This window comes from Stenotrophomonas sp. 99219_Sma, from assembly GCF_056480785.1.
The window spans coordinates 808,415-834,242 of record NZ_CM151117.1; the positions used below are offsets into that span (position 1 = coordinate 808,415).

The following is a 25,828-nucleotide window of genomic DNA, read 5'->3' on the forward strand; positions in this document are numbered from 1 at the left end:
TCAGCCCGCCGACAACTGGGCCAGGGCGTCGACCTGGTGCTCGTGGCTGAGCCGCTGCAGCAGCGGGTCGAGGTCGCCGGCCAGCACGTTGGGCAGGTCGTACATCGTCAGGCCTTCCACGCGATGGTCGGTGATCCGGCCCTGCGGGAAGTTGTAGGTGCGGATGCGCTGGCTGCGGTCACCGCTGCCCACCTGCAGGCGCCGCGACTCGGCCTGCGCCGCGTCCTGGCGCTGGCGCTCGGCATCGAGCAGCTGTGCCTTCAGGCGCTTCATCGCCTTGTCGCGGTTGGCGTGCTGGCTGCGCTCGGTCTGGCATTCCACCACCACGCCGGTCGGCACGTGGGTGATGCGGATGGCCGATTCGGTCTTGTTGACGTGCTGGCCGCCGGCACCGGACGAACGGAACGTATCCACCTTCAGGTCGGCCGGGTTGATGACGATGTCATCGACCTCATCGGCCTCGGGAATGATCGCCACGGTGGCTGCCGAGGTATGGATGCGGCCCTGCGATTCGGTGGCCGGCACGCGCTGCACGCGGTGCGTGCCCGATTCGAACTTCAGGCGCGAGAACGCGCCACGCCCGACCACGCGCGCCACCACTTCCTTGTAGCCGCCATGCTCGCCCGGGCTGTCCGATTCGATCTCGACCTTCCAGCCCTGGCGCTCGGCGTAGCGGGCGTACATGCGGAACAGGTCGCCGGCAAAGATCGCGGCCTCGTCGCCGCCGGTACCGGCGCGCACTTCCAGGAACAGGTTGCCTTCGTCACGCGGGTCGCGCGGCACCAGCAGCAGCGCCAGCTCCTGCTCCAGTTCCTGCAGGCGCGCCTGTGCAGCAGCGATTTCCTCATCGGCCAGCTCGCGCAGGTCCGGGTCGGCGCGCATGCCTTCGGCGGCGGCCAGATCGGCCTTGGCACGGGCTTCATCGGCCAGGGCGATGGCGATCGGTTCAAGTTGGGCGAATTCGCGCGAAAGGTCGCGGAAACGAGTGTTGTCGGCGACCACATCGGGTTCGGCGAGCAGGCGTTCCAGTTCTTCGCGGCGCTCGGCCAGCGCTTCCAGCTTACGGCGCAGGGTCGGCGTCATCGGGTCTCACGGGTGGGTGGCGGTAACCCGGCGTGGCCGGGAACAGGCGCTCGGCGGCGCGGGTCAGGTCGGCATCGCCACTCAGCGCGGCCGCACGCAGGGCGGCGGTCGGCGGATGCAGCAGGCGGTTGGTCAGGCCGTGGGCAAGCAGCTCCAGCACTTCGTCGGCCGGCTTGCCGTTGGCCAGTTGCTGGCGTGCGCGCTCCAGCAGCTCGGCACGGGTGGCTTCGCCGAACGCGCGCAGCTGCCGCAGCGGCGCCTGGTGGGCGCTGGCCTGCTGGGTCTCGACGAAGCGCGACACCTGCAGGTCGATGATCGCCTCGGCTTCGGCGGCGGCCTCGCGGCGGCCACGGCGGTTGTCTTCCACCGCGCGTTCGAGATCGTCCACGGTGTAGAGGAAGGCGTCGTTGAGCGTGCCGACCTCGGCCTCGATGTCGCGCGGTACGGCCAGGTCGAACAGCAGCATCGGCTTGTGCCGGCGCGCGCGCAGGGCCTTGGCCACCATTTCGCGATGGATCACCGGTTCGCGCGCAGCGGTGGCCGAGAACACCACGTCGGCCTCACCCAGGTGGCGGTCCAGTTCGGTCAGCGGCAGCGCCACGCCACCATGTCGGCTGGCCAGTTCCTGCGCGTGGGCGAGGGTGCGGTTGGCGATCAGCAGCCGGCGTACCTTGCCTTCGCTCAGGTGCCGTGCAGCCAGTTCGATGGTCTCGCCGGCACCGACCAGCAGTACGGTGGAATCGTCCAGCCGCGCGAACGCGTTCTGCGCCAGGCGCACCGCAGCCGACGCCACCGATACCGGGTTGGCGCCGACCTGGGTATCGGTGCGCGCACGCTTGGCCACCGAGAAGGTCTGCTGGAACAGGCGGTCCAGGCGTTGGCCGAGCAGGCCATGGTCGCGCGCGGTCGACCAGGCATCCTTCACCTGGCCGAGGATCTGCGGTTCACCCAGCACCATCGAGTCCAGCCCGGTGGCGACCCGGAACAGGTGGCGCACGGCCGCGGCGTCGGCGTGCTGGTACAGGTAGCCCTGCAGGTCGCCGGCCTGGGTGTGCAGCCACTGGTCCAGCACCTGTGCCGAATCGGCCACGGCGTACAGCTCGGTGCGGTTGCAGGTGGACAGCAGCACCGCCTCGGCGATCTGCGGGGTATCGCGCAGCGAACCGAGCGCGCGCGGCAATGCCTCACCGGCGAAGGCCGCGCGTTCGCGCAGCTCCACCGGTGCGGTCTGGTGATTCAGTCCGAGCACCCACAGGGTCATTGTTCAGTTGCTTGCGATAAGCTGCTGGCCATTGGACGACATTTTAAGGCCCCGATGCCGACGATGCCCGCATTGATTCGCATCCCCAGTGTTCTGCTGCTGTCCCTGGCCTGCAGCCAGGCCCTGGCGGCGGTGCCGGCCAAGGCCCCCGTGCGGGCCGCGGCCACTGAGGAACTGGCGCTGGAACCGGTGATGGCCGGTGAGTTCGCCCTGCAGGCCGGCAAGCTGGCCGAGGCCGCGCGCTGGTACCTGCAGGCGGCCCAGCAGACCGACGGCGACGCCGGCCTGGCCGAGCGCGCGACCCGCATTTCCATGCTCGCCAACGATGATGCCAGCGCCGCCAAGGGCCTGGCCCTGTGGCAGCAGCGCGCCCCGCGTTCGTTGACCATGCGCAGTGCGGCCGGTGCGCTGGCCATGCGCCAGGGCGATGTGAAGGCGGCCCGCACCGAACTGCAGGGCCTGCTGGCCGACCCCGACGAGCGCGGCTGGAAGTTCGCCCTGGCCGCACTGATCGGTGGCGGCCGTGATCCAGCGGTGCCCGCGCAGGTGCTGGGTGAGCTGGTCGACGCCAATGCCATTCCGCCGAAGATCGAAGCCTGGCAGGAGTTTGGCCGCCTGGCCCTGCGCATGGAAAAGCCCGAGCTGGCCCGGCGCATGATCGATGAAGTGGTCAAGCGCTTCCCGGAAGAGCCACGTGTGGCGCTGCTGCGTGCCAGCCAGCTGCAACAGGCGGGAGAGACCGGCAAGGCGTTGTCGCTGCTGCACGATGTGGAGCCGAAGACCCGCCAGGACCCGGAACTGCGCAATGCGGTGGCCATTGCCTATGACAGTCTCGGCCAGCCGTCCGCCGCCGAGCGCGTGCTGGCGTTCGGCCCGCAGGACGTGCAGACCTGGGGCATGCGCGCCTCGCTGCTGGCCAAGCAGGGCGACAAGGCCGCGCTGTCCAATCTCTATAACGAACTGTCGCGGCAGGCGGCCAAGCCGGACCCGGCGCAGCGCCTGCTGCTGGGCAAGATCGCCGAGTACCTGAAGCGTTATCCCGAGGCGGTGCAGTGGTACCACAGCGTGCCTGGTGGCGATGAGCTGAGCGAAGCGCGCCTGCGCGCAGCCAATGCCCAGGCCCTGGCCGGGCGCCTGCCGCTGGCGCTGGACGAAGTGCATGCGATCCAGTCCGATGCGGTGGTCGACGACGATGTGCGCCGCGACGCCTACCTGCTGGAAGCCGAGCTGCGCCAGCGCGCCGACGACAGTGCCGGTGAACTGGATGCGCTGGCCCGCGGCCTGGCCGCATACCCGGATGACAACGGCCTGCTGTACGCCCGTGCGCTCACCTGGGAACGCCGCGACGATATCCCGCGCGCCGAGGCGGATCTGCGCAAGATCCTGGTGACCGAGCCGGAGAACGTGCCGGCTTTGAACGCGCTGGGTTACACCCTGGCCGATCGCACCGGCCGCCTGCAGGAAGCACTGGAGCTGATCGACCGCGCCCGCGTGGCCGAACCGGACAACGCCGCCATCGTCGACAGCTACGGCTGGGTGCTGTATCGCCTGGGCCGCAAGGAAGAGGCACTGGTGCAGCTGCGCCGGGCCTGGACCCTGGCCAAGGACCCGGAGATCGCTTCGCACGTTGGCGAAGTGCTGTGGGTGCTGGGCAAGCACGATGAGGCCCGTCATTTCTTCGAGGAAGCGGCCAAGCTCGACCCTGAAAACCGCGCGCTGCTGCGCGCCCGCGAGAAATTCAATCCATGAGTGTTTCCCTGATCCGGCCGCTGCTGTTGGCGGCCGCGACCCTGGCGGTCAGCGCCTGCACCAGCGTGGGCACGCAGAAGACCCCGGCGCCGGCGGTGGTCGAGATCGTTTCGGCCGAAGCGGCGCAGGCCGAGGCCGCACGCGTGGCCGCGCTGCAGGCACGGCCGGACTGGGCCTTCCAGGGTCGGGTCGCGGTCAGCAAGGGCAAGGACGGCGGCAGCGGTCGCATCGACTGGAAGCAGGAAGGGCGCCGTTATGTGGTCGAATTGAGCGCGCCGGTGACCCGGCAGAGCTGGAAGCTGACCGGCGATACCCATTCCGAAGCTGGCCGCCTGGAAGGGCTGGCCGGCGGTCCGCGCGATGGCGAGGACGCCCAGCAGCTGCTGCTGGAGGCGACCGGCTGGGACATTCCGGTCAACCAGCTGCCGGAGTGGATCCGTGGCCTGGTGGCCGGCGACGCCGCTGGCCCGGAGAAGGTCGAGCGCGATGGTGAAGGCCGGCCGCGTCGCATGCAGCAGATGGGCTGGCAGGTGCAGTACCTGGACTGGTACCCGGCCGAGGCCGGGCGCCCGGCGTTGCCGCGCCGGATCGAAGCCAGCAATGGCGACGCCAAGGTACGCCTGCTGGTGGACCAGTGGGGGCAGGGCGCGCCATGAGCGGGGCAGTCGACGACGCGGGCTGGTCCTGGTGGCCGGCCCCGGCCAAGCTGAACCTGTTCCTGCATATCACCGGCCGCCGCGCCGACGGTTACCACGAGCTGCAGACCGTGTTCCGGCTGCTGGACTGGGGCGACCGCATCGGCCTGCGCCTGCGTGAAGACGGCCAGGTGCGCCGGCAGGGCGAGGGGCTGGCTGGCGTGGCCGAGGCCGATGATCTGGCGGTGCGTGCCGCGCGATTGCTCAAAGAAGTGGCAAATGTCGCGCAAGGTGCGGACATCGTCGTTGAAAAGCATGTATCTGCCGGTGGCGGCTTCGGCGGCGGTTCGTCCGATGCCGCCACCGTGCTGGTGGTGCTGAACCGCCTGTGGCGGGCCGGTCTGGACGAGGACGCGCTTGCCGCGCTGGGCCTGCGCCTGGGTGCGGACGTGCCGGTGTTCGTGCGCGGGCGCAATGCCTGGGCCGAAGGGGTGGGCGAGCGCCTGCAGCCGATCGTGCTGGAACCGGCCTGGTATGTGGTGGTTGAACCGGGCGTTCATGTTCCCACCCCGGCCCTGTTCGCAGACCCGGATTTGACGCGCGACAGCCCAGTGGCGAAAATAGAGGACTTCGCTTCCGGAACCCTGGTCGGGAACGCGTTCGAACCGGTGCTGCGCCGCCGTGAGCCTGCCGTCGAGGCAGCGTTCGCAGCGTTGAGCGACATCGGCACGGCGCGGCTGACCGGTTCGGGAAGTGGTTGTTTCGTCGAGTTCGCATCGCAGTCTGCCGCAGAGCAGGGACGGTCGAAGTTGCCGAAGGAGTTGCGGGCAAGGGTGGCAGCGGGCGTTGCGCGTTCGCCACTGCTGGATGCACTCGAGCAACACTGATTTATCAATGCAGGGGCGTCGCCAAGAGGCCCAAGGCACCAGGTTTTGATCCTGGCATTCGTAGGTTCGAATCCTACCGCCCCTGCCAATAGCGGCTGTGTCCGCGCCTTCCAGCGCATCGCCTGCGCGGGACGTGGAAACAACCGCGGTGTTGTCAGCAGCAAGGGTCCATCGGGTCCTTGCCGACTCCGGATCCCCGCCACTCGTCCCCGCCCGAGACAATCATGATGCAAGAGTCCCCGAACCTGCTGGTCTTTTCCGGCAACGCCAACAAACGTCTGGCGCAGAACATCTGCAAGGAACTGGGGGTTCGCCCGGGCAAGGCGCTGGTCTCGCATTTCTCCGATGGTGAAGTGCAGGTGGAAATCGAAGAGAACGTCCGCAAGCAGGACGTGTTCGTGATCCAGCCGACCTGCGCGCCGAGCGCGGAAAACCTGATGGAACTGCTGGTGCTGATCGACGCGCTCAAGCGCGCATCGGTGGCCAGCGTGACCGCCGTGGTGCCGTACTTCGGCTACTCGCGCCAGGATCGCCGCATGCGTTCCTCGCGCGTGCCGATCACAGCCAAGCTGGCGGCGAAGATGTTCAGCACCGCTGGCGCTGATCGCGTGCTGACCGTCGACCTGCACGCCGACCAGATCCAGGGCTTCTTCGATATTCCGGTGGACAACGTGTATGCGTCCCCGCTGCTGCTGGCCGACATCTGGCGCGCCTACGGCACCGAGAACCTGATCGTTGTGTCGCCGGACGTGGGCGGCGTGGTCCGCGCCCGTGCGGTCGCCAAGCGCCTGGATGACGCCGATCTGGCGATCATCGACAAGCGCCGCCCGCGCGCCAACGTCTCCACCGTGATGAACATCATCGGTGACGTCGAAGGCAAGACCTGCGTGATGGTCGATGACATCGTCGATACCGCCGGCACCCTGTGCGCCGCTGCCGCTGCCCTGAAGGCGCGCGGTGCGCTCAAGGTCGCCGCCTACTGCACCCACGCGGTGCTGTCGGGCCCGGCGGTGGACAACATCACCAATTCCCAGCTCGACGAGCTGGTGGTGACCGACACCATCCCGCTGAAAGACGCAGCGCGGGTGTGCAGCAAGATCCGCCAGCTGAGCGTGGCGGAAATGCTGGCCGAAACGATGCGCCGCATCGCCTTCGGCGAGTCGGTCAGCTCGCTGTACGTCGACTGAGTTTTTCGTCCCTGCCGGCAACGGCGGGGACATACCCCGGGTGCTTCTGGTCGCGGAAGCATCTTCAACCGCCACGCCGCAAGGCGCGGCAACAACCTGAGTAGTCGAAAATGTCGAAGACCCATGAAATCAAGGTCACCAAGCGTGAACTGCAGCGTAAGGGTGCGAGCCGCCGCCTGCGTCACGCTGGTGTGATCCCGGCCATCGTGTACGGCGGCAACGCCGAGCCGGTCGCCATCAGCCTGGACCACAACGAAATCTGGCTGGCCCAGCAGAACGAGTGGTTCTATGCCTCGATCCTGGACCTGAACCTGGACGGCCAGGTGCAGAAGGTCCTGCTGCGTGACATGCAGCGCCACCCGTACAAGCAGCTGATCATGCACCTGGACTTCCAGCGCGTGAACGAGAACGAAGCCCTGACCGCTTCGGTCCCGCTGCACTTCATCAACGAAGACACCTCGCCGGCTGGCAAGGCTGCCGACGTCGTGGTCACCCACGAACTGAAGGAAGTGACCATCACCTGCCTGCCGAAGGACCTGCCGGAGTCGATCGAAGTCGACCTGGGCGAGCTGAAGGCCGGTGACGTGGTGTACCTGTCCAACATCAAGCTGCCGAAGGGCGTGGAAATCCCGGCCCTGGCGCTGGGCAAGGACCACGACGACGCCATCGTCACCGCCAAGGCCGGCAAGGCCGACGCGGCTGACGAAGAAGCGGCTGCCGCCGAGTAATACCGCTACGGTGCCTGCCTCCGGGCAGGCACCGTATTGGAAGGAACCATGGCAGGACTGCGACTGATCGTCGGTCTGGGCAACCCCGGATCGGAACACGCCCGGACCCGGCACAATGCCGGGTTTCATTTCGTTGAGGCCCTGGCGGAAAAAGCCGGTGCGCGATGGAATGTGGACAGCAAGCTGTTCGGTGAGACCGCCAAGGTCGAGATCGCCGGGCAGACGGTGTGGCTGCTCAAGCCCGCCACCTTCATGAACCTCAGCGGCAAGTCGGTCACCGCCGCACAGCGGTTCTGGAAGATCGAGCCGGAAGAAACCCTGCTGGCCCACGACGAACTGGACCTGGCGCCCGGCGTGGCGCGGCTGAAGTTCGACGGTGGCCACGGTGGCCAGAACGGCCTGCGCGACACCATCCGCCTGCTCGGCCACGGCAAGTTCCATCGCCTGCGCGTGGGTATCGGCCATCCTGGCCACAAGGACCGCGTGGTGGGTTGGGTGCTGGGGCGCCCGTCCAAGGACGACGACGTGCTGATCGCGCGCGCCATCGATGATGCGATCGACGTGCTGCCGCTGGCGGTGCAGGGCGATTTCAGCGAAGCGATGAAGCGGCTTCATACCCCGCGCTGACCATGACCGACCCGCGTACTCCCTGCACCGTGTGTGGCGCCATGATCCTGCTGGCGACGGCGGCCCGGAACGATGGGCTCTGCATGCCTTGCCGGAATGGCACGCGGCAAAGCATGGAAGAGGCGAGGGTGCGAAATCGGGAGATACGCGAAGCGCAGGGGCGTTTTGATGATTCCCCGGAAGGACGCTATTGGCGCTGGCTTGTGGATCAGGTTCACAGGACAGAGAGTGGATTGGAAGGGCTCTCGATAGCCGATCAGCGGTACTACATGGTTTCGGTGGTTAGCGGCGAAGTGTGGCGCGGTGGGATCGGGACATACTTTGATAGCTCCTCAGGCGCCTACTACGATGGGACGCTTGCTGGTCTTGAAGAATTGGGGCTGGTCGAACTGCGCGACGTGCTGAAAGAAGCCAAGATGGCCCTGTTCGGTGATGAAGCAGTACCGATGGATGAAGGTGTTCGCTGGCAAAGGATGTACGGTCAGCATGATCAATTGCCGGATGGTGTCGAGGTTCTGCTGGACCGCTTGAGCCAGAGATTCTGCGATGCTGAGAAGTCGCTCGGGCTTTCGGCTGTGTTGCAGGCCTACGCTGAGAAGCACAAGCTTTACGCCGCGTTCTAGCGCGGGCCACTGGAAGGACGATTGGGGATTGAGGGCATGCCCGCGGGTGAGCCTTGAATCCCGAATCATCCACTTACACTCAAACCCGGATTCAACCCATGGGTATCAAATGCGGCATCGTCGGCCTGCCCAACGTCGGCAAGTCGACCCTGTTCAATGCGCTGACCAAGGCGGGTATCGCCGCGGCGAACTTCCCGTTCTGCACCATCGAACCGAACGTCGGCATCGTGCCGGTGCCGGATCCGCGCCTGAACGAGCTGGCAGCGATCATCAACCCGCAGAAGGTCATCCCGACCGCGGTCGAATTCGTCGACATTGCCGGCCTGGTGGCCGGTGCCGCCAGCGGTGAAGGCCTGGGCAACAAGTTCCTGGCGCACATCCGTGAAGTCGATGCGATCACCCACGTGGTGCGCTGCTTCGAGAACGCCGACGTCATCCACGTCAACAACAAGGTCGACCCGATCTCGGACATCGAAACCATCGATACCGAGCTGGCGCTGGCCGACCTGGACAGCGTCGAGAAGGCGCTGAACCGCGCCGAGCGTGCGGCCAAGGGTGGTGACAAGGACGCCGCGGCGCGCAAGCCGGTGCTGGCCAAGCTGCAGGCGGCGCTGTCCGACGGCAAGTCCGGCCGTTCGGTGGGCCTGGACGAGGAAGAGAAGGCGCTGGTGCGCGATCTGTTCCTGCTGACCCTGAAGCCGGTGATGTACATCGCCAACGTGCTGGAAGACGGTTTCGAGAACAACCCGCACCTGGAAGCCGTGCGCGCGCATGCTGCCGCCGAAGGCGCGCAAGTGGTGCCGGTGTCGGCCGCGATCGAAGAGGAGCTGTCCCAGCTCGATGACGAAGACCGCGATACCTTCCTGGCCGATCTGGGCCTGAGCGAGCCGGGCCTGAACCGCGTGATCAACGCGGCCTACAGCCTGCTCGGCCTGCAGACCTACTTCACCGCTGGCGTGAAGGAAGTCCGCGCGTGGACCGTGCGCAAGGGCGCCACCGCCCCGCAGGCCGCCGCGGTCATCCACACCGACTTCGAGAAGGGCTTCATCCGCGCCGAAACCATCGCGTATGACGACTTCATCAAGTACAAGGGCGAAGCCGGCGCCAAGGAAGCCGGTCGCCTTCGCCTGGAAGGCAAGGAATACCGAGTGCAGGAAGGCGACATCCTGCACTTCCGCTTCAACGTCTGATCCAGCGGCATCGGATCGACCCAAGACGCCCCGCCTTGTGCGGGGCGTTCGCGTTTCCGGCGTCGGTTGCATGCGTGGACAAAAATTGATCATGCTCTGAAGCGCCTGCGGCACAGGGCTCGCAAGTACTTGTCCACACCAAACCCCCACCGCTTTCCACGCACGGTGTGGAAAACCCTGCGTATCGCTGCAGGGCCGAGCCCATGCTCGGCTGATGCCAGCCGGAGCCGAGCATGGGGTCGGCTCTGCAGGGATTGCCCGGGCAGTGTGGATAAATTTTCGCCATGCTTCGAAACGCTTGCGTGGCAACACTCCCACTTACTTGTCCACACGTAGTTCCCATCGCTTTCCACGGCGCATGTGGAGAACCCGGATTCTGTCTGGACAAAAAATTGCCACCCTTCGAAACCATTGCAATGCGTGGCTCGCAGGGACTTGTCCACACCAAACCCCCATCGCTTTCCACGTGCGGTGTGGAAAACCCAGGGCGGGTGCGCGGCAACGAATGCCTACCAAGATGGGCATCTACCAGAGCCAGGTTCCCAAACAACAAGGCCCGCCAATGGCGGGCCCTGTCGTCCACGTTCTGCAATGCGGCGTGCCTTACAGCGCGCTGCCACCGAACTTGTGGGTGTACTGCAGGTTGATGGTGCGGCCGACGCTGTCGAACCAGGACACGTCGTAGTACGGATACGCGGTGTACGTGGCGTCCTTCGGCGGCATCTTGTTGAACACGTTGACCACCGACAGCGACAGGCGCGAGTGGTCGTCGAAGCGGTACTGCAGCGACGCGTTGTAGCGGTAGGTTGCCTTGATGTACGGGCTGTCACCGCTGTCCCAGTCGAAGGTCTGGCCGTAGCTGTCATAGGTTGGCAGCTTGCCAAGTCGTGAACCGTAGACTGTCGCCGACCACGCAGCCTTCTCCCAGGTCACGCTCAGGCTGGTTTTGGTGCGTGGAATATCGAAACCGCTGTTGACCGCGAACTGATCTTCGACGGGGTCGCCGGGGTAGCGCTGGAAGTCGTGCTTCTTCACCCAGGTGTGGGTGCCGTTGAGGATGAAGTCGCCGATACCGGTCTGCAGGCGGTAACGCAAGCCGATGTCGATGCCGGAGGTGGATTCGCGGGCGACGTTGATCGGGGCGACACGCACGCCGTACAGGCGGCCATCACTGGTGCGGGTAACGCGGTCGAGCGCGTCCACGCAGGTCGGTGAATTGATGTCGGCACTGCCGAGGCGGCAGTTCGCTTCGCTGGCCAGAATCGTGCGCACTTCCATGTCCTGCACCTGCTTGCGCATGTCGATGTCGAACCAGTCCACCGACAGATCCAGGCCGATTGCCGGCGACCAGACGAAGCCGGCACTCCACGAGGTGCTGGTTTCCGGGTCGAGCTGGCGATTGCCGGTGCGGCTGCGGATGATGCTGACGTCTTCGTCGCATTCGGTGCCATTGGCGCGACAGTCGTACAGATCCACTACGTCAGTCTCGTCGTTGCCCGGGCCGGCGAACACGTAGTGCAGGTCCGGTGCGCGGAACGCGGTGCCATACGAACCGCGTACCAGAAGCGTGTCGATCGGGCGCCATTCCAGGCCGCCGCTCCAAGTTGCCTTGCCGATGGTGTGGCCGGAATAGCGGTACTGGTCGTAGCGGCCTGCCACGCTCAGGTTGACCGTCTCGTGCAGGGGCATGCGCAGTTCGGCCGCTGTGGCCCAGCGGTTGCGCGAACCGTTGCCGTCCGAATCCTTCCAGCTGTAGTAGTAGTACTGGGTCGCCAGCGGATCGGGATTGAGCGAGTACGCCTGCTGGCCCACTTCCACGGTCGCGGCAAAGCCGGCATCCCCCCCGGCAGGCCGAACAGCGCGGAATTGGTCAGCGTTAACGCAGCCGTTTCGGTGCGCGACTTCGGGGTGTAGGTGGTGCGCGCTGCGATCGAATCGTACTCGGCGCGGGTCAGCGGCCGGTACAGGCGTGACGGGTCGGCATTGAAAATCGGGAATACGTTGCCTTCGTCATCGGTGTAATCGCCCAACTGCGGGCCCAGGAGCAGGTCATTGGCCTTAGCGGCGATGATCTTCGCCCAGCTGATCCGCGACTGGTACTGCGAATGGCTCAGCGCGGCCTCGTAGTCCCAGTTGCCGGTCAGATTGCCCTTGAAGCCAGTGGTCACGCTGAAGGTCTTCTGCGTGCTGCGCACCATGCCGTTGCGCAGGCCGCCCATTTCCTCCGGCGAAAACTGGCGGTTCCAGGATTCGATCTGTTGATCGGCCTCCGTGCTGGCAATGTTTCTGAAATAGCCCGCTTCATTGCCGTCTGAGCTCATGTAGCCCCAGGACGTCACATCGCGCATCAGCGACATCGTGTGATAACCCAGCTGCACGTCGGCGAACCACTGCTGACCGTTGTCGAAGTCGTAGCTCAGCGAGGCGTAGCCATTGGCGCCGCGGCGCTTGCTGAGGATGGTGCCGTAGCCGATTGACGTATCGCTGCCACAATACCAGCCGGAGCGCGGCCGGTAGGCATGGTAAGTACTGCCCTGGTTCTGCCCGGCCAGCGCTTCGCAGGTGGTCGCGCCCGGATCCAGATAGTCGTCGTTGTAGTCCGTGCGCAGATAGGCGCGACGAGCGGCACGCGTACGTTCAGTCGGTGCGTCCTGGGTCGAATCCTGGATATCGCGCTCGTACGCCCACAGCGGGGTCTGCGACTGCAGTTCAACGCTGTACACGGCGTTGAAGTTGCCACGGCTGAAGCCACTGGCCAGGCTCATGTCGAACGACTCGCCACCGCCTTCGCTGGTGGTGCCCATGCGCATGTCGACGGTGGTGCCGTCGGCCTTCTTCTTCAGGATGAAGTTGACCACGCCGGCGATCGCGTCCGAACCGTAGATGGCCGAGGCACTGCCGGTCAGCACTTCGATGCGCTCGATCATGCCCAGCGGAATGTTGGAGACATCGGTGAAGTTGCTGCGGCCCTTGAACGGCATCGGGAAGTCGGCGATGCGGCGGCCATTGACCAGCACCAGCGTGTGGTTCGGGCCCAGCCCGCGCAGGTCCACCTGCTGGGCGCCCGGCGAGAAGTCGGCGCCGCTGGACGACTGCTGGCTCTGCGTCTCACCGCCGTTCTGGGTCATCGAGCGCAGCACGTCGGGCACGCTGGTGAAGCCGCTGGAGCGGATCTGCTCGGCGCTGATCACCGTGATCGGGGCGGGGCCTTCCACCTGGGCGCGCGGAATGCGCGAACCGGTGACCTGCACCGCATCCAGTTGTTGAACCGAAGAGGAGGCCGGTGCCTGGGCCGCCGCGGAAGCAGCCACGCCCATCAACGCCAGCTGGATCGACCACGCCATCGCCTTTCTACGCATGAGGAATTCTCGGAAATGAAGCCGGCCCGCAGAGGAGGGGCCCTGTCCCCCATTCAGATTTCCGGAATGGGCGCGCGCATTTAACGCCTTTTTTATGCCCTTGACTACTGGGTCCCTATCTGGCAAAGAGTGAAAACGCTTGCAAGTCGATTTTGTTCAGGGAGATCAAGATGCGACGCCTCCATTGCACCCTGCGTGCCCCCTTCGCCTGGCTGGCGCTGCTGGTGTTGGCCGTGCCGTTGGCCGCCCTTGCGCAGGACCTGCAGGGCCCGGGCTTCGCCTACTACGAAGCCGGGGATCTTGACGCACCCCGGCCCGGCCCGCGCGCGCCGGCCATGATGCTGATGGGCGGTGGCGAATGGGTGCCGGAGGCCTTTCACTGGTGGCTGAAGCAGGCCGGTAACGGCCGCGTGCTGATCCTGCGCGCTTCTGGCAGTGATGAGCTGCAGGACCGCCTGTATCGCGAGATTGGCGGGACCACCGCAGTGCAGACGCTGGTCTTCGACAGCCGCCGCGGCGCCGACGATCCGGCCGTGCTGCGCGTGGTGGCTGCGGCCGATGCCATCTTCATTGCCGGTGGTGACCAGTCGCGCTACATCCGCTTCTGGAAGGGCACCGCGCTCAACCGCGCGCTCAATGCCCATGTGCGCGCCGGCAAGCCGATTGCCGGTACCAGCGCCGGGCTGGCCATCCTCGGTGGCTATGCCTACGGCGCGATGGACGGCGGCAGCATCACCTCCGCCGGTGCGCTGGCCGACCCGATGGGCAGTGCGGTGACCATGGACAGTGGCTTCCTGCAGATGCCCTACCTGCAGCGCGTGGTCACCGACACCCACTTCGACAAGCGCGATCGGCTCGGCCGCCTGATCGTGTTCGTGGCGCGCGCCGCGCAGGACAGTGGCGACCCCGACATCGTCGGCATCGGCGTCGACGAGGACACCGCCCTGTGCGTGGAGCCCGATGGCCAGGCACAGGTCTACAGCGCCGACGGCGAAGGCAAGGTCTGGGTGGTCAGCCCCGGGCGTGATGCGGACCGCATGGTCGAAGGTGAGCCGTTGCGCTTCCATGCAGTGCCGGTGACGGTGGTCGCCAGCGGCAGCCGCATGCGCCTGGACGATTTCCAGGCCGACGCCGATTACCAGGCGATGGCCGACGTCAGCGACGGCGAGATTGAGTTCACGCTTCGGTAGTGCCGGCCGCTGGCCGGCAACTCATCTTCCCTGATGCGCCCCTTGCCGGCCAGCGGCCGGCACTACCCCGCAATCCATTCACTCGTTCTGCTGGAGACGTACCCGATGAAACTGCGCCTGGCGCTGTCCGCACTGTTGTCCCTGCCCATGCTTGCCCAGGCCGCACCGGCGGCTTCACCGCTGCTGGTCATCCACGGCGGCGCCGGCGTCGAGCGCAAGGACCTGTCGCCGGCCGAGGAAAAGGCCGCACGTGACGCGCTGCGGGCGGCCCTGTTGAAGGGGCATGCGGAGCTGGCGGCGGGTCGCCCCGCGTTGGCTGCAGTCACCGCTGCGATCACCGTCCTGGAGGACGATCCCACCTTCAACGCCGGCAAGGGTGCGGTGTTCACCCACGACGGCCATAACGAGCTGGATGCGGCTGTCATGGATGGCGCGAGCCAGGCGGCGGGCGCGGTGGCCGGCGTGCAGCGGGTGCGCAACCCGATCCTGCTGGCGCAGACCGTGATGCAGCAATCCAGGCACGTGATGATGGTGGGGCAGGGCGCCGAAGCCTTCGCGGTCGAGCAGGGGATGTCTCTGGTCGATCCCTCCTACTTCCGTACGGAGAAGCGTTGGCAGCAGCTGCAGCGTGCACTGAAAGAAGAGGCCAGTGGCCAGGCGCATGCCGACCTGGAGACTGCAAAGCACTTCGGGACCGTCGGTGCAGTCGCATTGGATGTGCAGGGGCACCTGGCCGCCGGTACCTCCACTGGCGGCATGACCAACAAGCGCTATGGCCGGGTGGGTGACTCGCCGATCATCGGTGCAGGCACCTGGGCCGATGCGCGCTGTGCGGTGTCCGGCACCGGCTGGGGCGAGTACTACATCCGCACCGCGGCCGCGCACGAGATCTGCGCACGCATGCGCTACCAGGGGCAGACGCCGGAACAGGCCGGCAAGGGCGTGATCAACGAGACGATTCCGCAGATGGGGGGTGACGGCGGTGCGATCGTGCTCGCTGCAGACGGAAAAATGGCCACGCCATTCAACACCCAGGGCATGTATCGGGGCTGGATCGGCGGCGACGGCGTCCCTCATGTCGCAATTTTCGCCAACGAGACCCTTGCGGTCCCGGGGCAATAACCTTGCGTATCAATGGGTTTGCGACAGCGTGTGAAAAAAGTGGAAAAAAGCGTTGACAGCCCCCCGTCCCATCAGCAGAATAAGCGGCTCACCACCACACACCGCAACGCTTCGGCGGCAACGGAATGGGGTGGTAAGGAAGGGATACCCAAGCGGCCAACGGGGGCAGACTGTAAATCTGCTGGCTTACGCCTTCGGTGGTTCGAATCCACCTCCCTCCACCAGTTTCACGTTGTGACATTCCCGGCGCGGGAGTAGTTCAATGGTAGAACCTCAGCCTTCCAAGCTGATGGTGCGGGTTCGATTCCCGTCTCCCGCTCCATTGAATGAACTTTGAATATTATCGAGTTCATGTCATAATGCAAAACTCGGCTCACGTAGCTCAGTCGGTAGAGCACTTCCTTGGTAAGGAAGAGGTCGAAGGTTCGATTCCTTTCGTGAGCACCATCTTAAGCATCACCTCTCAGACGAATTCGAGATAAGCAGCCATGGCCAAGGGTAAGTTCGAGCGCACCAAGCCGCACGTCAATGTCGGCACCATCGGTCACGTCGACCACGGCAAGACCACGCTGACCGCCGCACTGACCAAGATCGGTGCCGAGCGCTTCGGTGGCGAGTTCAAGGACTACTCCTCGATCGACGCCGCGCCGGAAGAAAAGGCTCGTGGTATCACGATCTCGACCGCGCACGTCGAATACGAATCCCCGGTCCGTCACTACGCCCACGTCGATTGCCCGGGCCACGCTGACTACGTCAAGAACATGATCACCGGTGCCGCCCAGATGGACGGCGCGATCCTGGTGTGCTCGGCCGCTGACGGCCCGATGCCGCAGACCCGCGAGCACATCCTGCTGTCGCGTCAGGTCGGCGTGCCGTACATCGTCGTGTTCCTGAACAAGGCCGACATGGTTGACGACGCCGAGCTGCTCGAGCTGGTCGAGATGGAAGTGCGCGAGCTGCTGAGCAAGTACGACTTCCCGGGCGACGACACCCCGATCATCGCCGGTTCGGCCCGTCTGGCGCTGGAAGGCGACCAGAGCGACATCGGCGTGCCGGCCATCCTGAAGCTGGTCGATGCCCTGGACAGCTGGATTCCGGAGCCGGAGCGTGCGATCGACAAGCCGTTCCTGATGCCGGTGGAAGACGTGTTCTCGATCTCGGGCCGCGGCACCGTGGTGACCGGTCGTATCGAGCGCGGCGTGATCAAGGTTGGCGACGAAATCGAAATCGTCGGCATCCGTCCGGTGCAGAAGACCACCGTGACCGGCGTTGAAATGTTCCGCAAGCTGCTGGACCAGGGTCAGGCAGGCGACAACGCTGGCCTGCTGCTGCGCGGCACCAAGCGTGACGACGTCGAGCGTGGCCAGGTTCTGGCCAAGCCGGGTTCGATCAAGCCGCACACCAAGTTCGAAGGCGAAGTCTACGTCCTGTCGAAGGACGAGGGCGGCCGTCACACCCCGTTCTTCAACGGCTACCGTCCGCAGTTCTACTTCCGCACCACCGACATCACCGGCGCAGCTGCTCTGCCGGAAGGCGTCGAAATGGTGATGCCGGGTGACAACGTCAAGATGGTCGTCACCCTGATCAACCCGGTGGCAATGGACGAAGGCCTGCGCTTCGCTATCCGCGAAGGCGGCCGTACCGTCGGCGCCGGCGTGGTCTCGAAGATCATCGAGTAAGCCTGCAGTACCGGTGGTTGCATAGCGCCGCCGGTTACGCGAATGGCGGGCCGGGAACCTCGGTCCGCCTTCGCCGTCTAAGGGAAGGCAAGTTTCAACACGTACGCCAGTAGCTCAATTGGCAGAGCAGCGGTCTCCAAAACCGCAGGTTGGGGGTTCGAGTCCCTCCTGGCGTGCCATCTGCCCACCTTATCCAGCGGCCTGGGCCGCTAAAGCAGACACAGCCGGATGAATAGCAAGATCGAACACTCCAAGGACAACTCCGCCAACGGCGGGGATATCGTCAAGTACGTCGCCGCATCGCTGCTGGTGCTGGCCGGTCTGTTCGTCTGGTTCTGGTTCTCCGCCGACTCCGGTCGCGCCACCCAGCTGGGTGCGTGGGCGGGTCAGCTGCGTGCGTTGGCGGTTGTGGTCGGTCTGGTTGGCGGTATCGGCGTGTTCATGCTGACCGGCAAGGGGCGCGACACCCGCGAATTCCTCTCCGAGTCGCGCTTCGAACTGCGCAAGGTGGTCTGGCCGACGCGCCAGGAAGCCATCCGCATGACCTGGGTCGTGATGGTGGTGGTGACCATTCTCAGTCTGTTGCTGGGTGGGTTCGATTACGTCATTCAGTGGCTGGTTCAGTTGTTCCTGAGCCGCTAAGGAGAATTGCATGAAGCGTTGGTACGTCGTTCACGCCTATTCGGGCTTCGAGAAGTCGGTGGCGCAGGCTCTGCGCGATCGCATCGTCCGTGACGGCATGGAAGAGCGCTTCGGCGATGTCCTGGTCCCGACCGAAGAAGTGGTCGAGATGCGCGCTGGCCAGAAGCGCCGCTCCGAGCGCAAGTTCTTCCCGGGTTACGTGCTGGTCCAGATCGAGACCCACGAAGAAGCCGGTATTCCGCGCATCGACAACGAAAGCTGGCACCTGGTCAAGGAAACCCCGCGCGTGATGGGCTTCATCGGCGGCACCGCCGACCGTCCGCTGCCGATCGCCGATTCCGAGGCCGAAGCCATCCTGAATCGCGTTCAGGAAGGTGTCGAGAAGCCGCGTCCGAAGGTGCTGTTCGAGCCGGGCCAGATGGTCCGCGTTACCGACGGCCCGTTCAACGATTTCAATGGCGTCGTCGAAGAAGTCAACTACGAGAAGAGCCGTCTGCGCGTCTCGGTGCTGATCTTCGGTCGTGCCACTCCGGTCGAACTCGAGTTCGGCCAGGTCGAAAAGGCCGTCTGACCGGTCCTGTAGGGTCGAGCCATGCTCGACTCCAGGCTCCGGATGGCGGTGCAGTCGAGCATGGCTCGACTCTACAAGGGGAACCGGGCTTTGCCCGGTTTCGTCCGTTTACGTGCCGCTTCAGGCATGTGAAGAAAAAACCTGATATAGTGCGCGGCTCCCCGCTGGGAAGCCAGCAGGACGAGGCCGCCGCAAGGTGGCCTTCAGCATGATTTCAAAACGCGATGCCGGGACGCGTGATTCCCGGTCCGATGGGGAGCCTGTTGTCGAAAGGCGCTAGCACCCGGAGAGTACTCACATGGCAAAGAAAGTTGTCGGTTACATCAAGCTGCAGGTGAAGGCCGGTCAGGCCAACCCCTCGCCGCCGGTCGGTCCTGCGCTGGGTCAGCGCGGTCTGAACATCATGGAATTCTGTAAGGCGTTCAACGCTGCCACGCAGAAGCTCGAGCCGGGTCTGCCGGTTCCGGTGATCATCACGGCCTACTCGGACCGTACGTTCACCTTCATCACCAAGAGCACCCCGGCCACCACCCTGCTGAAGAAGGCCGCTGGCATCTCGTCGGGCTCCAAGCGCCCGAACACCGAGAAGGTCGGCAAGGTCACCCGTAAGCAGCTGGAAGAGATCGCCAAGGCGAAGGAACCGGATCTGACTGCCGCCGATCTGGACGCCGCCGTGCGTACCATCGCTGGCTCTGCCCGTTCCATGGGCCTCGTGGTGGAGGGTTAATAAGATGGCACAGACCAAGCGTGAGAAGGCCATCAAGGCCGCCGTCGTTCCGGGCAAGGCATACGCCTTCGAGGACGCGATCAACATCCTGAAGAGCGCCACCAAGGCCAAGTTCGTCGAGTCGATCGACGTCGCTGTGCGCCTGGGCGTCGATGCGAAGAAGTCCGACCAGCAGGTCCGTGGCTCCACCGTGCTGCCGGCCGGTACCGGCAAGTCGGTCCGCGTCGCCGTGTTCGCTCCGGCCGGTGCCAAGGCTGACGAAGCCCTGGCCGCTGGCGCCGAAGCCGTCGGTATGGATGATCTGGCCGAGAAGATGCAGGCCGGCGATCTGAACTACGACGTCGTCATCGCGACCCCGGACGCCATGCGCGTCGTCGGTAAGCTGGGCACCGTGCTGGGCCCGCGCGGCCTGATGCCGAACCCGAAGGTCGGCACCGTTTCCCCGAACCCGGGTGAAGCCGTGAAGAACGCCAAGTCGGGTCAGGTCCGTTACCGCACCGACAAGGCTGGCATCATCCACTGCACCATCGGCAAGGCCGACTTCGCCGAAGACGCGCTGAAGTCGAACCTGACCGCGCTGCTGCTGGACCTGATCAAGGCCAAGCCGGCCACCTCGAAGGGCACCTACCTGCAGAAGGTTTCGGTCAGCTCGACGATGGGCCCGGGCGTCACCGTCGACCAGTCGTCGCTGACCCTGAAGTAATTGTTTCAAGCGGTCACGGTACCTTCGGTGCCGTGACCGTGACATTTGAAGGCATCGCTGGCCGTACATCGCCCGCGGTAGCCGTCAAAGACCGCAGGCGCGGTCGTGGCAATACCGGCGACGGGCACGGAAGCTCGATCTGGCAAGGAGTCGCCGCCGGAGCAGTCATGAGCGCTTAATCGATTCCCCGGAATCACCCTGCGTAGATGGTGCCCTTCTGGAGTTTTTCTGGTTCACGCACGTCTGGGTTTCCCAGGTTGGCCCACTCCAGGTCTAGAACGGCCCACCCCCGGAACATCATCCCGATGTTCCCGGCGTCCAGGACGGATGCCGCACAGGACCGCACACGGCAGGAGCCGTAAGCGGAGTTCAATAGGAGGAGTGCAATGGCTCTCAATCTGTCCCAGAAGCAAGAAGTAGTCGCCGAGCTGGCAGACGTCGCCGCCAAGGCCCACTCCTTGATCGCAGCCGAATACGCTGGCACCACGGTCGCCCAGATGACCGCGATGCGCAAGCAGGCTCGTGAAACCGGTGTTTTCTTGAAGGTTGTCAAGAACACCCTGGCTTCGCGCGCCGTTGAAGGCACCGAGTTCGCAGTCGCCCAGGACCAGATGGTTGGTCCGCTGCTGTACGCGTTCTCGCTCGAGGAGCCCGGCGCTGCCGGTCGCCTGATCAAGGAAGCCGCCAAGGGCAACGACAAGCTGAAGGCTAAGGTCGTCGCCATCGGTGGCGAAGTGTTCCCGGCAAGCCACGTCGAAGTGCTGGCCTCGCTGCCGACCCGCGACCAGGCCCTGGCCATGCTGGCCCGCGTCCTGACCGAGCCGGTCACGATGTTTGCCCGCGCCATCAAGGCCGTTGGCGAGAAGCAGGGTGGTGGCGACGTCGCCGCCGACGCTGCCGAGCCGGCCGCCGAGACCGCCTGAGTTTCGACTTACCGTGGTTCCTGACGGAACCTCAACCCAGAAAATCATCCAAAGGTATTAATCATGTCCCTTACCAACGAACAGATCGTCGACGCCATCGCCGAGAAGTCCCTGATGGAAGTGATGGAGCTGGTCAAGGCCATCGAAGAGAAGTTCGGCGTCTCCGCCGCTGCTCCGGTTGCCGTGGCTGCTGCTGCTGGCCCGGCCGCTGCTGTTGAAGAGCAGACCGAGTTCACCGTCACCCTGAAGTCGGCCGGCGACAAGAAGGTCGAAGTCATCAAGGCCGTCCGCGCCATCACCGGCCTGGGCCTGAAGGAAGCGAAGGACCTGGCCGAAGCCGGTGGCGTCCTGAAGGAAGGCGCTTCGAAGGACGACGCCGAGAAGATGAAGAAGGACCTGGAAGCTGCTGGCGCGACTGTCGAAGTCAAGTAAGCAGTTACCTTGCATCGTCACCGATTCACGGCGATGCAGCCAAGGCTGGGGGCGTAAGCCCCCGGCCTTTGGTCGTTGTTGCAGTACCGGTAGGGTCGACTGTTAGTCGACTGTTTCAAAAGCAGAAAAAGCCCAACACGGGCTGCGGTCAGACCCCGGCAGGCCAGCGCAGAGCGCGGCAGCGGGGGAGTGGATGCAGACGAGTTGGCAGTTGGAAGTAGCGGGAGAAGGCGTGCTGGTGCCGGCAATACCAGCGACTTCCAACTGACAATTTCAAGTTCCCTTCGGATCGTGGGCGCACGATCCGCACAACAAGGTGGAAGACCTCATGACGTCCTATTCGTTCACCGAAAAAAAGCGTATCCGCAAGGATTTCGGCAAGCAGCGCTCGATTCTCGAAGTGCCGTTCCTGCTCGCCATCCAGGTGGATTCCTATCGTGAATTCCTGCAGGAAAACGTCGATCCGGCCAAGCGCACGGACCACGGCCTGCACGCTGCGCTGAAGTCGGTCTTCCCGATCGCCAGCTACAGCGGCAATGCTGCCCTGGAATACGTCGGCTACAAGCTGGGCGAACCGGTCTTCGACGAGCGTGAGTGCCGCCAGCGTGGCATGAGCTACGGCGCCCCGCTGCGCGTGACCGTGCGCCTGGTGATCTACGACCGTGAGTCGTCGACCAAGGCCATCAAGTACGTGAAGGAGCAGGAGGTCTATCTGGGCGAAATCCCGCTGATGACCGAGAACGGCACCTTCATCGTCAACGGCACCGAGCGCGTCATCGTCTCGCAGCTGCACCGTTCGCCGGGCGTGTTCTTCGACCACGACCGTGGCAAGACCCACAGCTCGGGCAAGCTGCTGTACAGCGCCCGCATCATTCCTTACCGCGGCTCCTGGCTGGACTTCGAGTTCGACCCGAAGGATGCGCTGTTCACCCGTATCGACCGTCGCCGCAAGCTGCCGGTGTCGATCCTGCTGCGCGCGCTCGGCTACAGCAACGAAGAGATGCTGGCCGAGTTCTTCGAGATCAACACCTTCCACATCAACCCGGATGAAGGCGTCCAGCTGGAGCTGGTGCCGGAGCGCCTGCGTGGCGAAACCCTGGGCTTCGACCTCGCCGACGGCGACAAGGTCATCGTGGAAGCCGGCAAGCGCATCACCGCGCGTCACATCAAGCAGCTGGAAGCCTCGGGCATCGCCGCCCTGGCCGTGCCGGACGACTACATCGTCGGCCGCATCCTGTCGCACGACGTGGTCGATGCTTCGACCGGCGAACTGCTGGCCCAGGCCAATGACGAGATCACCGACGAGCAGCTGCAGGCCTTCCGCAAGGCCGGTGTGGATGCCGTGGGCACCCTGTGGGTGAACGATCTGGATCGTGGCCCGTACCTGTCCAACACCCTGCGCATCGACCCGACCAAGACCCAGCTGGAAGCCCTGGTCGAGATCTACCGCATGATGCGTCCGGGCGAGCCGCCGACCAAGGACGCCGCGCAGAACCTGTTCCACAACCTGTTCTTCACCTTCGAGCGCTACGACCTGTCCGCGGTCGGCCGCATGAAGTTCAACCGTCGCGTGGGCCGCAAGGAAACCACCGGCGAAGCCGTGCTGTACGACCGCAAGTACTACGGTGAGCGCAACGACGAAGAGTCCAAGCGCCTGGTTGCCGCCCATGGCGACAGCTCCGACATCCTGGACGTGATCAAGGTTCTGACCGAGATCCGCAACGGTCGCGGCGTGGTCGATGACATCGATCACCTGGGCAACCGTCGCGTGCGTTCGGTCGGTGAAATGGCCGAGAACGTGTTCCGCGTGGGCCTGGTCCGCGTCGAGCGCGCGGTCAAGGAGCGCCTGTCGATGGCCGAGTCGGAAGGCCTGACCCCGCAGGAGCTGATCAACGCCAAGCCGGTCGCCGCTGCCATCAAGGAGTTCTTCGGCTCCTCGCAGCTGTCGCAGTTCATGGACCAGAACAACCCGCTGTCGGAAGTGACCCACAAGCGTCGCGTCTCGGCCCTGGGCCCGGGCGGCCTGACCCGTGAGCGCGCCGGCTTCGAAGTGCGCGACGTGCACCCGACCCATTACGGCCGCGTCTGCACCATCGAAACCCCGGAAGGCCCGAACATCGGCCTGATCAACTCGCTGGCCGTGTACGCCCGCACCAACCAGTACGGTTTCCTCGAGACCCCGTACCGCAAGGTCGTGGACGGCAAGGTCTATGACGAAGTCGAGTTCCTGTCGGCCATCGAAGAAAACGAGTACGTCATTGCGCAGGCCAACGCCCTGACCAATGCCGACAGCGTGCTGACCGAGCAGTTCGTTCCGTGCCGCTTCCAGGGCGAGTCGCTGCTGAAGCCGCCGGCGGAAGTCCACTTCATGGACGTCTCGCCGATGCAGACCGTGTCGATCGCGGCCGCGCTGGTTCCGTTCCTGGAGCACGATGACGCCAACCGTGCACTGATGGGCGCCAACATGCAGCGTCAGGCCGTGCCGACCCTGCGTGCGCAGAAGCCGCTGGTCGGTACCGGCATCGAGCGCGCCGTGGCGCGTGACTCCGGTGTGACCGTGAATGCCCGTCGTGGTGGCGAGATCGTGCAGATCGATGCCGCCCGTATCGTGGTCAAGGTCAACGAGGAAGAGATCGTTGGCGCCACCGACGCAGGCGTGGACATCTACAACCTGGTCAAGTACACCCGTTCGAACCAGAACACCTGCATCAACCAGCGTCCGCTGGTCCAGGTGGGTGACGTCATCGCCCGCGGCGACGTGCTGGCCGACGGTCCGTCCACCGACATCGGCGAACTGGCCCTGGGCCAGAACATGCTGATCGCGTTCATGCCGTGGAACGGCTACAACTTCGAAGACTCCATCCTGCTCTCCGAGCGCGTGGTGGAAGAGGATCGTTACACCACGATCCACATCGAAGAGCTGACCTGCGTCGCGCGTGACACCAAGCTGGGGCCGGAGGAAATCTCGGCCGACATCCCGAACGTCTCCGAGCAGGCGCTGAACCGCCTGGACGAGAGCGGCGTGGTGTACATCGGTGCGGAAGTCCGCGCCGGCGACATCATGGTCGGCAAGGTCACCCCGAAGGGCGAAAGCCAGCTGACCCCGGAAGAGAAGCTGCTGCGCGCGATCTTCGGCGAGAAGGCTTCGGACGTGAAGGACAGCTCGCTGCGCGTTCCGCCGGGCATGGACGGCACCGTCATCGACGTGCAGGTCTTCACCCGCGACGGCATCGAGAAGGACAAGCGCGCCCGCCAGATCGAAGAGTCTGAAATCAAGCGCGTCAAGAAGGACTTCGACGACCAGTTCCGCATCCTGGAAGCCGCCATCTACATGCGTCTGCGTTCGCAGATCGTGGGCAAGGTGGTCAACGGTGGCGCTGGCCTGAAGAAGGGCGACGTCATCAGCGACGCGTTCCTGGACGGCCTGAAGAAGGCTGACTGGTTCGCCCTGCGCATGAAGGACGAGGACGCCTCGGAAGCCATCGAGCGCGCGCAGAAGCAGATCCAGGCGCACGAGAAGGAATTCGAGCGTCGCTTCGCCGACAAGCGCGGCAAGATCACCGCCGGTGACGACCTCGCCCCGGGCGTGCTGAAGATGGTCAAGGTGTTCCTGGCCGTGAAGCGCCGCATCCAGCCGGGCGACAAGATGGCAGGCCGCCACGGCAACAAGGGTGTGGTCTCCAACGTGGTGCCGGTCGAGGACATGCCGTACATGGCCTCGGGCGAAACCGTGGACATCGTGCTGAACCCGCTGGGCGTGCCGTCGCGTATGAACATCGGCCAGATCCTGGAAGTGCATCTGGGCTGGGCTGCCAAGGGCCTGGGCCGCAAGATCCAGGCGATGATGGAAGCCCAGGCGGCGGTTGCCGACCTGCGCAAGTTCCTGGACGACATCTACAACCACGACGACACCAACGTGGCTAACCGTGTCGACCTGTCGCAGTTCAGCGACGAGGAACTGCTGCGTCTGGCCCGTAACCTGACCGACGGCGTGCCGATGGCCACCCCGGTGTTCGACGGCGCCACCGAAGCGGAAATCAAGCGCATGCTGGAACTGGCCGACCTGCCGAGCAGTGGCCAGACCCAGCTGTACGACGGCCGCACCGGTGAAGCGTTCGATCGCCACACCACCGTGGGTTACATGCACTACCTGAAGCTGAACCACCTGGTCGACGACAAGATGCACGCCCGTTCGACCGGCCCGTACTCGCTCGTCACCCAGCAGCCGCTGGGCGGCAAGGCGCAGTTCGGCGGCCAGCGCTTCGGTGAAATGGAAGTCTGGGCGCTGGAAGCCTACGGCGCGGCCTACACCCTGCAGGAAATGCTGACGGTGAAGTCCGATGACGTGCAGGGCCGCAACCAGATGTACAAGAACATCGTCGACGGTGAGCACGAGATGGTCGCGGGCATGCCGGAATCCTTCAACGTGCTCGTGAAGGAAATCCGCTCGCTGGCCATCAACATGGAACTGGAAGACAACTGATCCATGCCGGCGCGGCGGCCTCCGCCG

Annotated in this window: 20 protein-coding genes, 5 tRNA genes and 1 pseudogene; 23 read left to right on the forward strand and 3 right to left on the reverse strand. The window is 64.9% G+C overall.

The features are described 5' to 3' along the window. Entirely contained in the window at positions 1-1,083 is a 1,083-nt protein-coding gene (gene prfA, locus ACZK13_RS03650) for a peptide chain release factor 1 (RefSeq protein WP_253144833.1), read from the reverse strand. Beyond that, positions 1,061-2,344 (reverse strand): glutamyl-tRNA reductase, encoded by a 1,284-nt coding sequence (gene hemA, locus ACZK13_RS03655; protein WP_253144836.1) that lies wholly within the window; start codon positions 2,342-2,344, stop codon positions 1,061-1,063. The genes prfA and hemA overlap by 23 nt, the downstream gene beginning before the upstream one ends. A 63-nt stretch (positions 2,345-2,407) precedes the next feature. Here hemA and ACZK13_RS03660 point away from each other — a divergent pair, with 63 nt between their 5' ends. The 9 genes from ACZK13_RS03660 (at position 2,408) to ychF (ending at position 9,970) form a co-directional block, all read left to right on the forward strand. Next, entirely contained in the window at positions 2,408-4,093 is a 1,686-nt protein-coding gene (locus ACZK13_RS03660) for a tetratricopeptide repeat protein (RefSeq protein ID WP_182267307.1), read from the forward strand. Further along, on the forward strand, positions 4,090-4,749 hold the full coding sequence (gene lolB, locus ACZK13_RS03665) for a lipoprotein insertase outer membrane protein LolB (RefSeq protein ID WP_253144839.1): 660 nt from the start codon (positions 4,090-4,092) through the stop codon (positions 4,747-4,749). The genes ACZK13_RS03660 and lolB overlap by 4 nt, the downstream gene beginning before the upstream one ends. Then, positions 4,746-5,615 carry a 4-(cytidine 5'-diphospho)-2-C-methyl-D-erythritol kinase gene (gene ispE / locus ACZK13_RS03670; protein ID WP_125895167.1) on the forward strand — a complete coding sequence of 290 codons (870 nt, stop codon included), beginning with the start codon at positions 4,746-4,748 and terminating at the stop codon, positions 5,613-5,615. Before lolB ends, ispE begins: the two co-directional genes overlap by 4 nt. An 11-nt stretch (positions 5,616-5,626) precedes the next feature. Continuing rightward, positions 5,627-5,703 (forward strand) — tRNA-Gln (locus ACZK13_RS03675). 139 nt (positions 5,704-5,842) lie between these two features. Further along, on the forward strand, positions 5,843-6,802 hold the full coding sequence (locus ACZK13_RS03680) for a ribose-phosphate diphosphokinase (protein WP_005415400.1): 960 nt from the start codon (positions 5,843-5,845) through the stop codon (positions 6,800-6,802). A 110-nt stretch (positions 6,803-6,912) separates the two neighbouring features. Next, positions 6,913-7,530: a 50S ribosomal protein L25/general stress protein Ctc gene (locus tag ACZK13_RS03685; RefSeq protein WP_014036085.1), complete on the forward strand. Its 618-nt coding sequence runs from the start codon at positions 6,913-6,915 to the stop codon at positions 7,528-7,530. A 48-nt stretch (positions 7,531-7,578) separates the two neighbouring features. Next, positions 7,579-8,157 (forward strand): aminoacyl-tRNA hydrolase, encoded by a 579-nt coding sequence (gene pth / locus ACZK13_RS03690; protein WP_125895169.1) that lies wholly within the window; start codon positions 7,579-7,581, stop codon positions 8,155-8,157. Between the two features lie 41 nt (positions 8,158-8,198). Next, on the forward strand, positions 8,199-8,780 hold the full coding sequence (locus ACZK13_RS03695; RefSeq protein WP_478450495.1) for a DMP19 family protein: 582 nt from the start codon (positions 8,199-8,201) through the stop codon (positions 8,778-8,780). A gap of 98 nt (positions 8,781-8,878) precedes the next feature. Continuing rightward, complete coding sequence (ychF, locus tag ACZK13_RS03700) at positions 8,879-9,970, forward strand: redox-regulated ATPase YchF (RefSeq protein ID WP_014036087.1); 1,092 nt, start codon at positions 8,879-8,881, stop codon at positions 9,968-9,970. A 603-nt stretch (positions 9,971-10,573) separates the two neighbouring features. Here ychF and ACZK13_RS03705 read toward each other — a convergent pair. Next, positions 10,574-13,329: pseudogene (locus ACZK13_RS03705) on the reverse strand (TonB-dependent receptor plug domain-containing protein). 170 nt (positions 13,330-13,499) lie between these two features. On the opposite strand from ACZK13_RS03705, the gene ACZK13_RS03710 reads away from it, so the two are divergent. From ACZK13_RS03710 to rpoB, 14 genes are all read left to right on the forward strand, one after another. Beyond that, positions 13,500-14,519: a cyanophycinase gene (locus ACZK13_RS03710; RefSeq protein WP_478445466.1), complete on the forward strand. Its 1,020-nt coding sequence runs from the start codon at positions 13,500-13,502 to the stop codon at positions 14,517-14,519. 105 nt (positions 14,520-14,624) lie between these two features. Next, positions 14,625-15,641: an isoaspartyl peptidase/L-asparaginase family protein gene (locus tag ACZK13_RS03715; RefSeq protein WP_253144850.1), complete on the forward strand. Its 1,017-nt coding sequence runs from the start codon at positions 14,625-14,627 to the stop codon at positions 15,639-15,641. 138 nt (positions 15,642-15,779) lie between these two features. Beyond that, positions 15,780-15,865, forward strand: a tRNA-Tyr gene (locus tag ACZK13_RS03720). Between the two features lie 24 nt (positions 15,866-15,889). Next, positions 15,890-15,963, forward strand: a tRNA-Gly gene (locus ACZK13_RS03725). 49 nt (positions 15,964-16,012) lie between these two features. After that, positions 16,013-16,088: transfer RNA gene (locus tag ACZK13_RS03730), tRNA-Thr, on the forward strand. Between the two features lie 41 nt (positions 16,089-16,129). Further along, entirely contained in the window at positions 16,130-17,320 is a 1,191-nt protein-coding gene (gene tuf, locus ACZK13_RS03735; RefSeq protein WP_004154360.1) for an elongation factor Tu, read from the forward strand. 103 nt (positions 17,321-17,423) lie between these two features. Beyond that, a tRNA-Trp gene (locus ACZK13_RS03740) sits at positions 17,424-17,499 on the forward strand. Between the two features lie 49 nt (positions 17,500-17,548). After that, entirely contained in the window at positions 17,549-17,962 is a 414-nt protein-coding gene (secE, locus tag ACZK13_RS03745; RefSeq protein ID WP_005408202.1) for a preprotein translocase subunit SecE, read from the forward strand. 10 nt (positions 17,963-17,972) lie between these two features. Further along, on the forward strand, positions 17,973-18,533 hold the full coding sequence (gene nusG, locus ACZK13_RS03750) for a transcription termination/antitermination protein NusG (protein ID WP_004154362.1): 561 nt from the start codon (positions 17,973-17,975) through the stop codon (positions 18,531-18,533). 298 nt (positions 18,534-18,831) lie between these two features. Then, complete coding sequence (gene rplK / locus ACZK13_RS03755) at positions 18,832-19,260, forward strand: 50S ribosomal protein L11 (RefSeq protein ID WP_004145248.1); 429 nt, start codon at positions 18,832-18,834, stop codon at positions 19,258-19,260. Between the two features lie 4 nt (positions 19,261-19,264). Further along, positions 19,265-19,963: a 50S ribosomal protein L1 gene (gene rplA / locus ACZK13_RS03760; protein WP_004154350.1), complete on the forward strand. Its 699-nt coding sequence runs from the start codon at positions 19,265-19,267 to the stop codon at positions 19,961-19,963. Between the two features lie 386 nt (positions 19,964-20,349). Then, positions 20,350-20,886 (forward strand): 50S ribosomal protein L10, encoded by a 537-nt coding sequence (rplJ, locus tag ACZK13_RS03765; protein ID WP_010480377.1) that lies wholly within the window; start codon positions 20,350-20,352, stop codon positions 20,884-20,886. A gap of 63 nt (positions 20,887-20,949) precedes the next feature. Further along, entirely contained in the window at positions 20,950-21,318 is a 369-nt protein-coding gene (rplL, locus tag ACZK13_RS03770) for a 50S ribosomal protein L7/L12 (protein WP_010480374.1), read from the forward strand. A gap of 328 nt (positions 21,319-21,646) precedes the next feature. Further along, positions 21,647-25,801: a DNA-directed RNA polymerase subunit beta gene (gene rpoB, locus ACZK13_RS03775; protein WP_049401089.1), complete on the forward strand. Its 4,155-nt coding sequence runs from the start codon at positions 21,647-21,649 to the stop codon at positions 25,799-25,801. Positions 25,802-25,828: the final 27 nt, after the last annotated feature.

What these genes read in the sequence shown, in the direction of transcription:
- nusG (WP_004154362.1), top strand. Translation starts at nt 17,973, where the DNA reads ATGAAGCGTTGGTACGTCGTTCACGCCTATTCGGGCTTCGAGAAGTCG.
- ACZK13_RS03685 (WP_014036085.1), top strand. Translation starts at nt 6,913, where the DNA reads ATGTCGAAGACCCATGAAATCAAGGTCACCAAGCGTGAACTGCAGCGT.
- ACZK13_RS03660 (WP_182267307.1), top strand. Translation starts at nt 2,408, where the DNA reads ATGCCCGCATTGATTCGCATCCCCAGTGTTCTGCTGCTGTCCCTGGCC.
- rplL (WP_010480374.1), top strand. Translation starts at nt 20,950, where the DNA reads ATGTCCCTTACCAACGAACAGATCGTCGACGCCATCGCCGAGAAGTCC.
- ychF (WP_014036087.1), top strand. Translation starts at nt 8,879, where the DNA reads ATGGGTATCAAATGCGGCATCGTCGGCCTGCCCAACGTCGGCAAGTCG.
- lolB (WP_253144839.1), top strand. Translation starts at nt 4,090, where the DNA reads ATGAGTGTTTCCCTGATCCGGCCGCTGCTGTTGGCGGCCGCGACCCTG.
- ACZK13_RS03710 (WP_478445466.1), top strand. Translation starts at nt 13,500, where the DNA reads ATGCGACGCCTCCATTGCACCCTGCGTGCCCCCTTCGCCTGGCTGGCG.
- rpoB (WP_049401089.1), top strand. Translation starts at nt 21,647, where the DNA reads ATGACGTCCTATTCGTTCACCGAAAAAAAGCGTATCCGCAAGGATTTC.
- hemA (WP_253144836.1), bottom strand. Translation starts at nt 2,344, where the DNA reads ATGACCCTGTGGGTGCTCGGACTGAATCACCAGACCGCACCGGTGGAG.
- tuf (WP_004154360.1), top strand. Translation starts at nt 16,130, where the DNA reads ATGGCCAAGGGTAAGTTCGAGCGCACCAAGCCGCACGTCAATGTCGGC.
- rplK (WP_004145248.1), top strand. Translation starts at nt 18,832, where the DNA reads ATGGCAAAGAAAGTTGTCGGTTACATCAAGCTGCAGGTGAAGGCCGGT.
- ACZK13_RS03715 (WP_253144850.1), top strand. Translation starts at nt 14,625, where the DNA reads ATGAAACTGCGCCTGGCGCTGTCCGCACTGTTGTCCCTGCCCATGCTT.
- rplA (WP_004154350.1), top strand. Translation starts at nt 19,265, where the DNA reads ATGGCACAGACCAAGCGTGAGAAGGCCATCAAGGCCGCCGTCGTTCCG.
- pth (WP_125895169.1), top strand. Translation starts at nt 7,579, where the DNA reads ATGGCAGGACTGCGACTGATCGTCGGTCTGGGCAACCCCGGATCGGAA.
- prfA (WP_253144833.1), bottom strand. Translation starts at nt 1,083, where the DNA reads ATGACGCCGACCCTGCGCCGTAAGCTGGAAGCGCTGGCCGAGCGCCGC.
- rplJ (WP_010480377.1), top strand. Translation starts at nt 20,350, where the DNA reads ATGGCTCTCAATCTGTCCCAGAAGCAAGAAGTAGTCGCCGAGCTGGCA.
- ispE (WP_125895167.1), top strand. Translation starts at nt 4,746, where the DNA reads ATGAGCGGGGCAGTCGACGACGCGGGCTGGTCCTGGTGGCCGGCCCCG.
- ACZK13_RS03695 (WP_478450495.1), top strand. Translation starts at nt 8,199, where the DNA reads ATGATCCTGCTGGCGACGGCGGCCCGGAACGATGGGCTCTGCATGCCT.
- ACZK13_RS03680 (WP_005415400.1), top strand. Translation starts at nt 5,843, where the DNA reads ATGCAAGAGTCCCCGAACCTGCTGGTCTTTTCCGGCAACGCCAACAAA.
- secE (WP_005408202.1), top strand. Translation starts at nt 17,549, where the DNA reads ATGAATAGCAAGATCGAACACTCCAAGGACAACTCCGCCAACGGCGGG.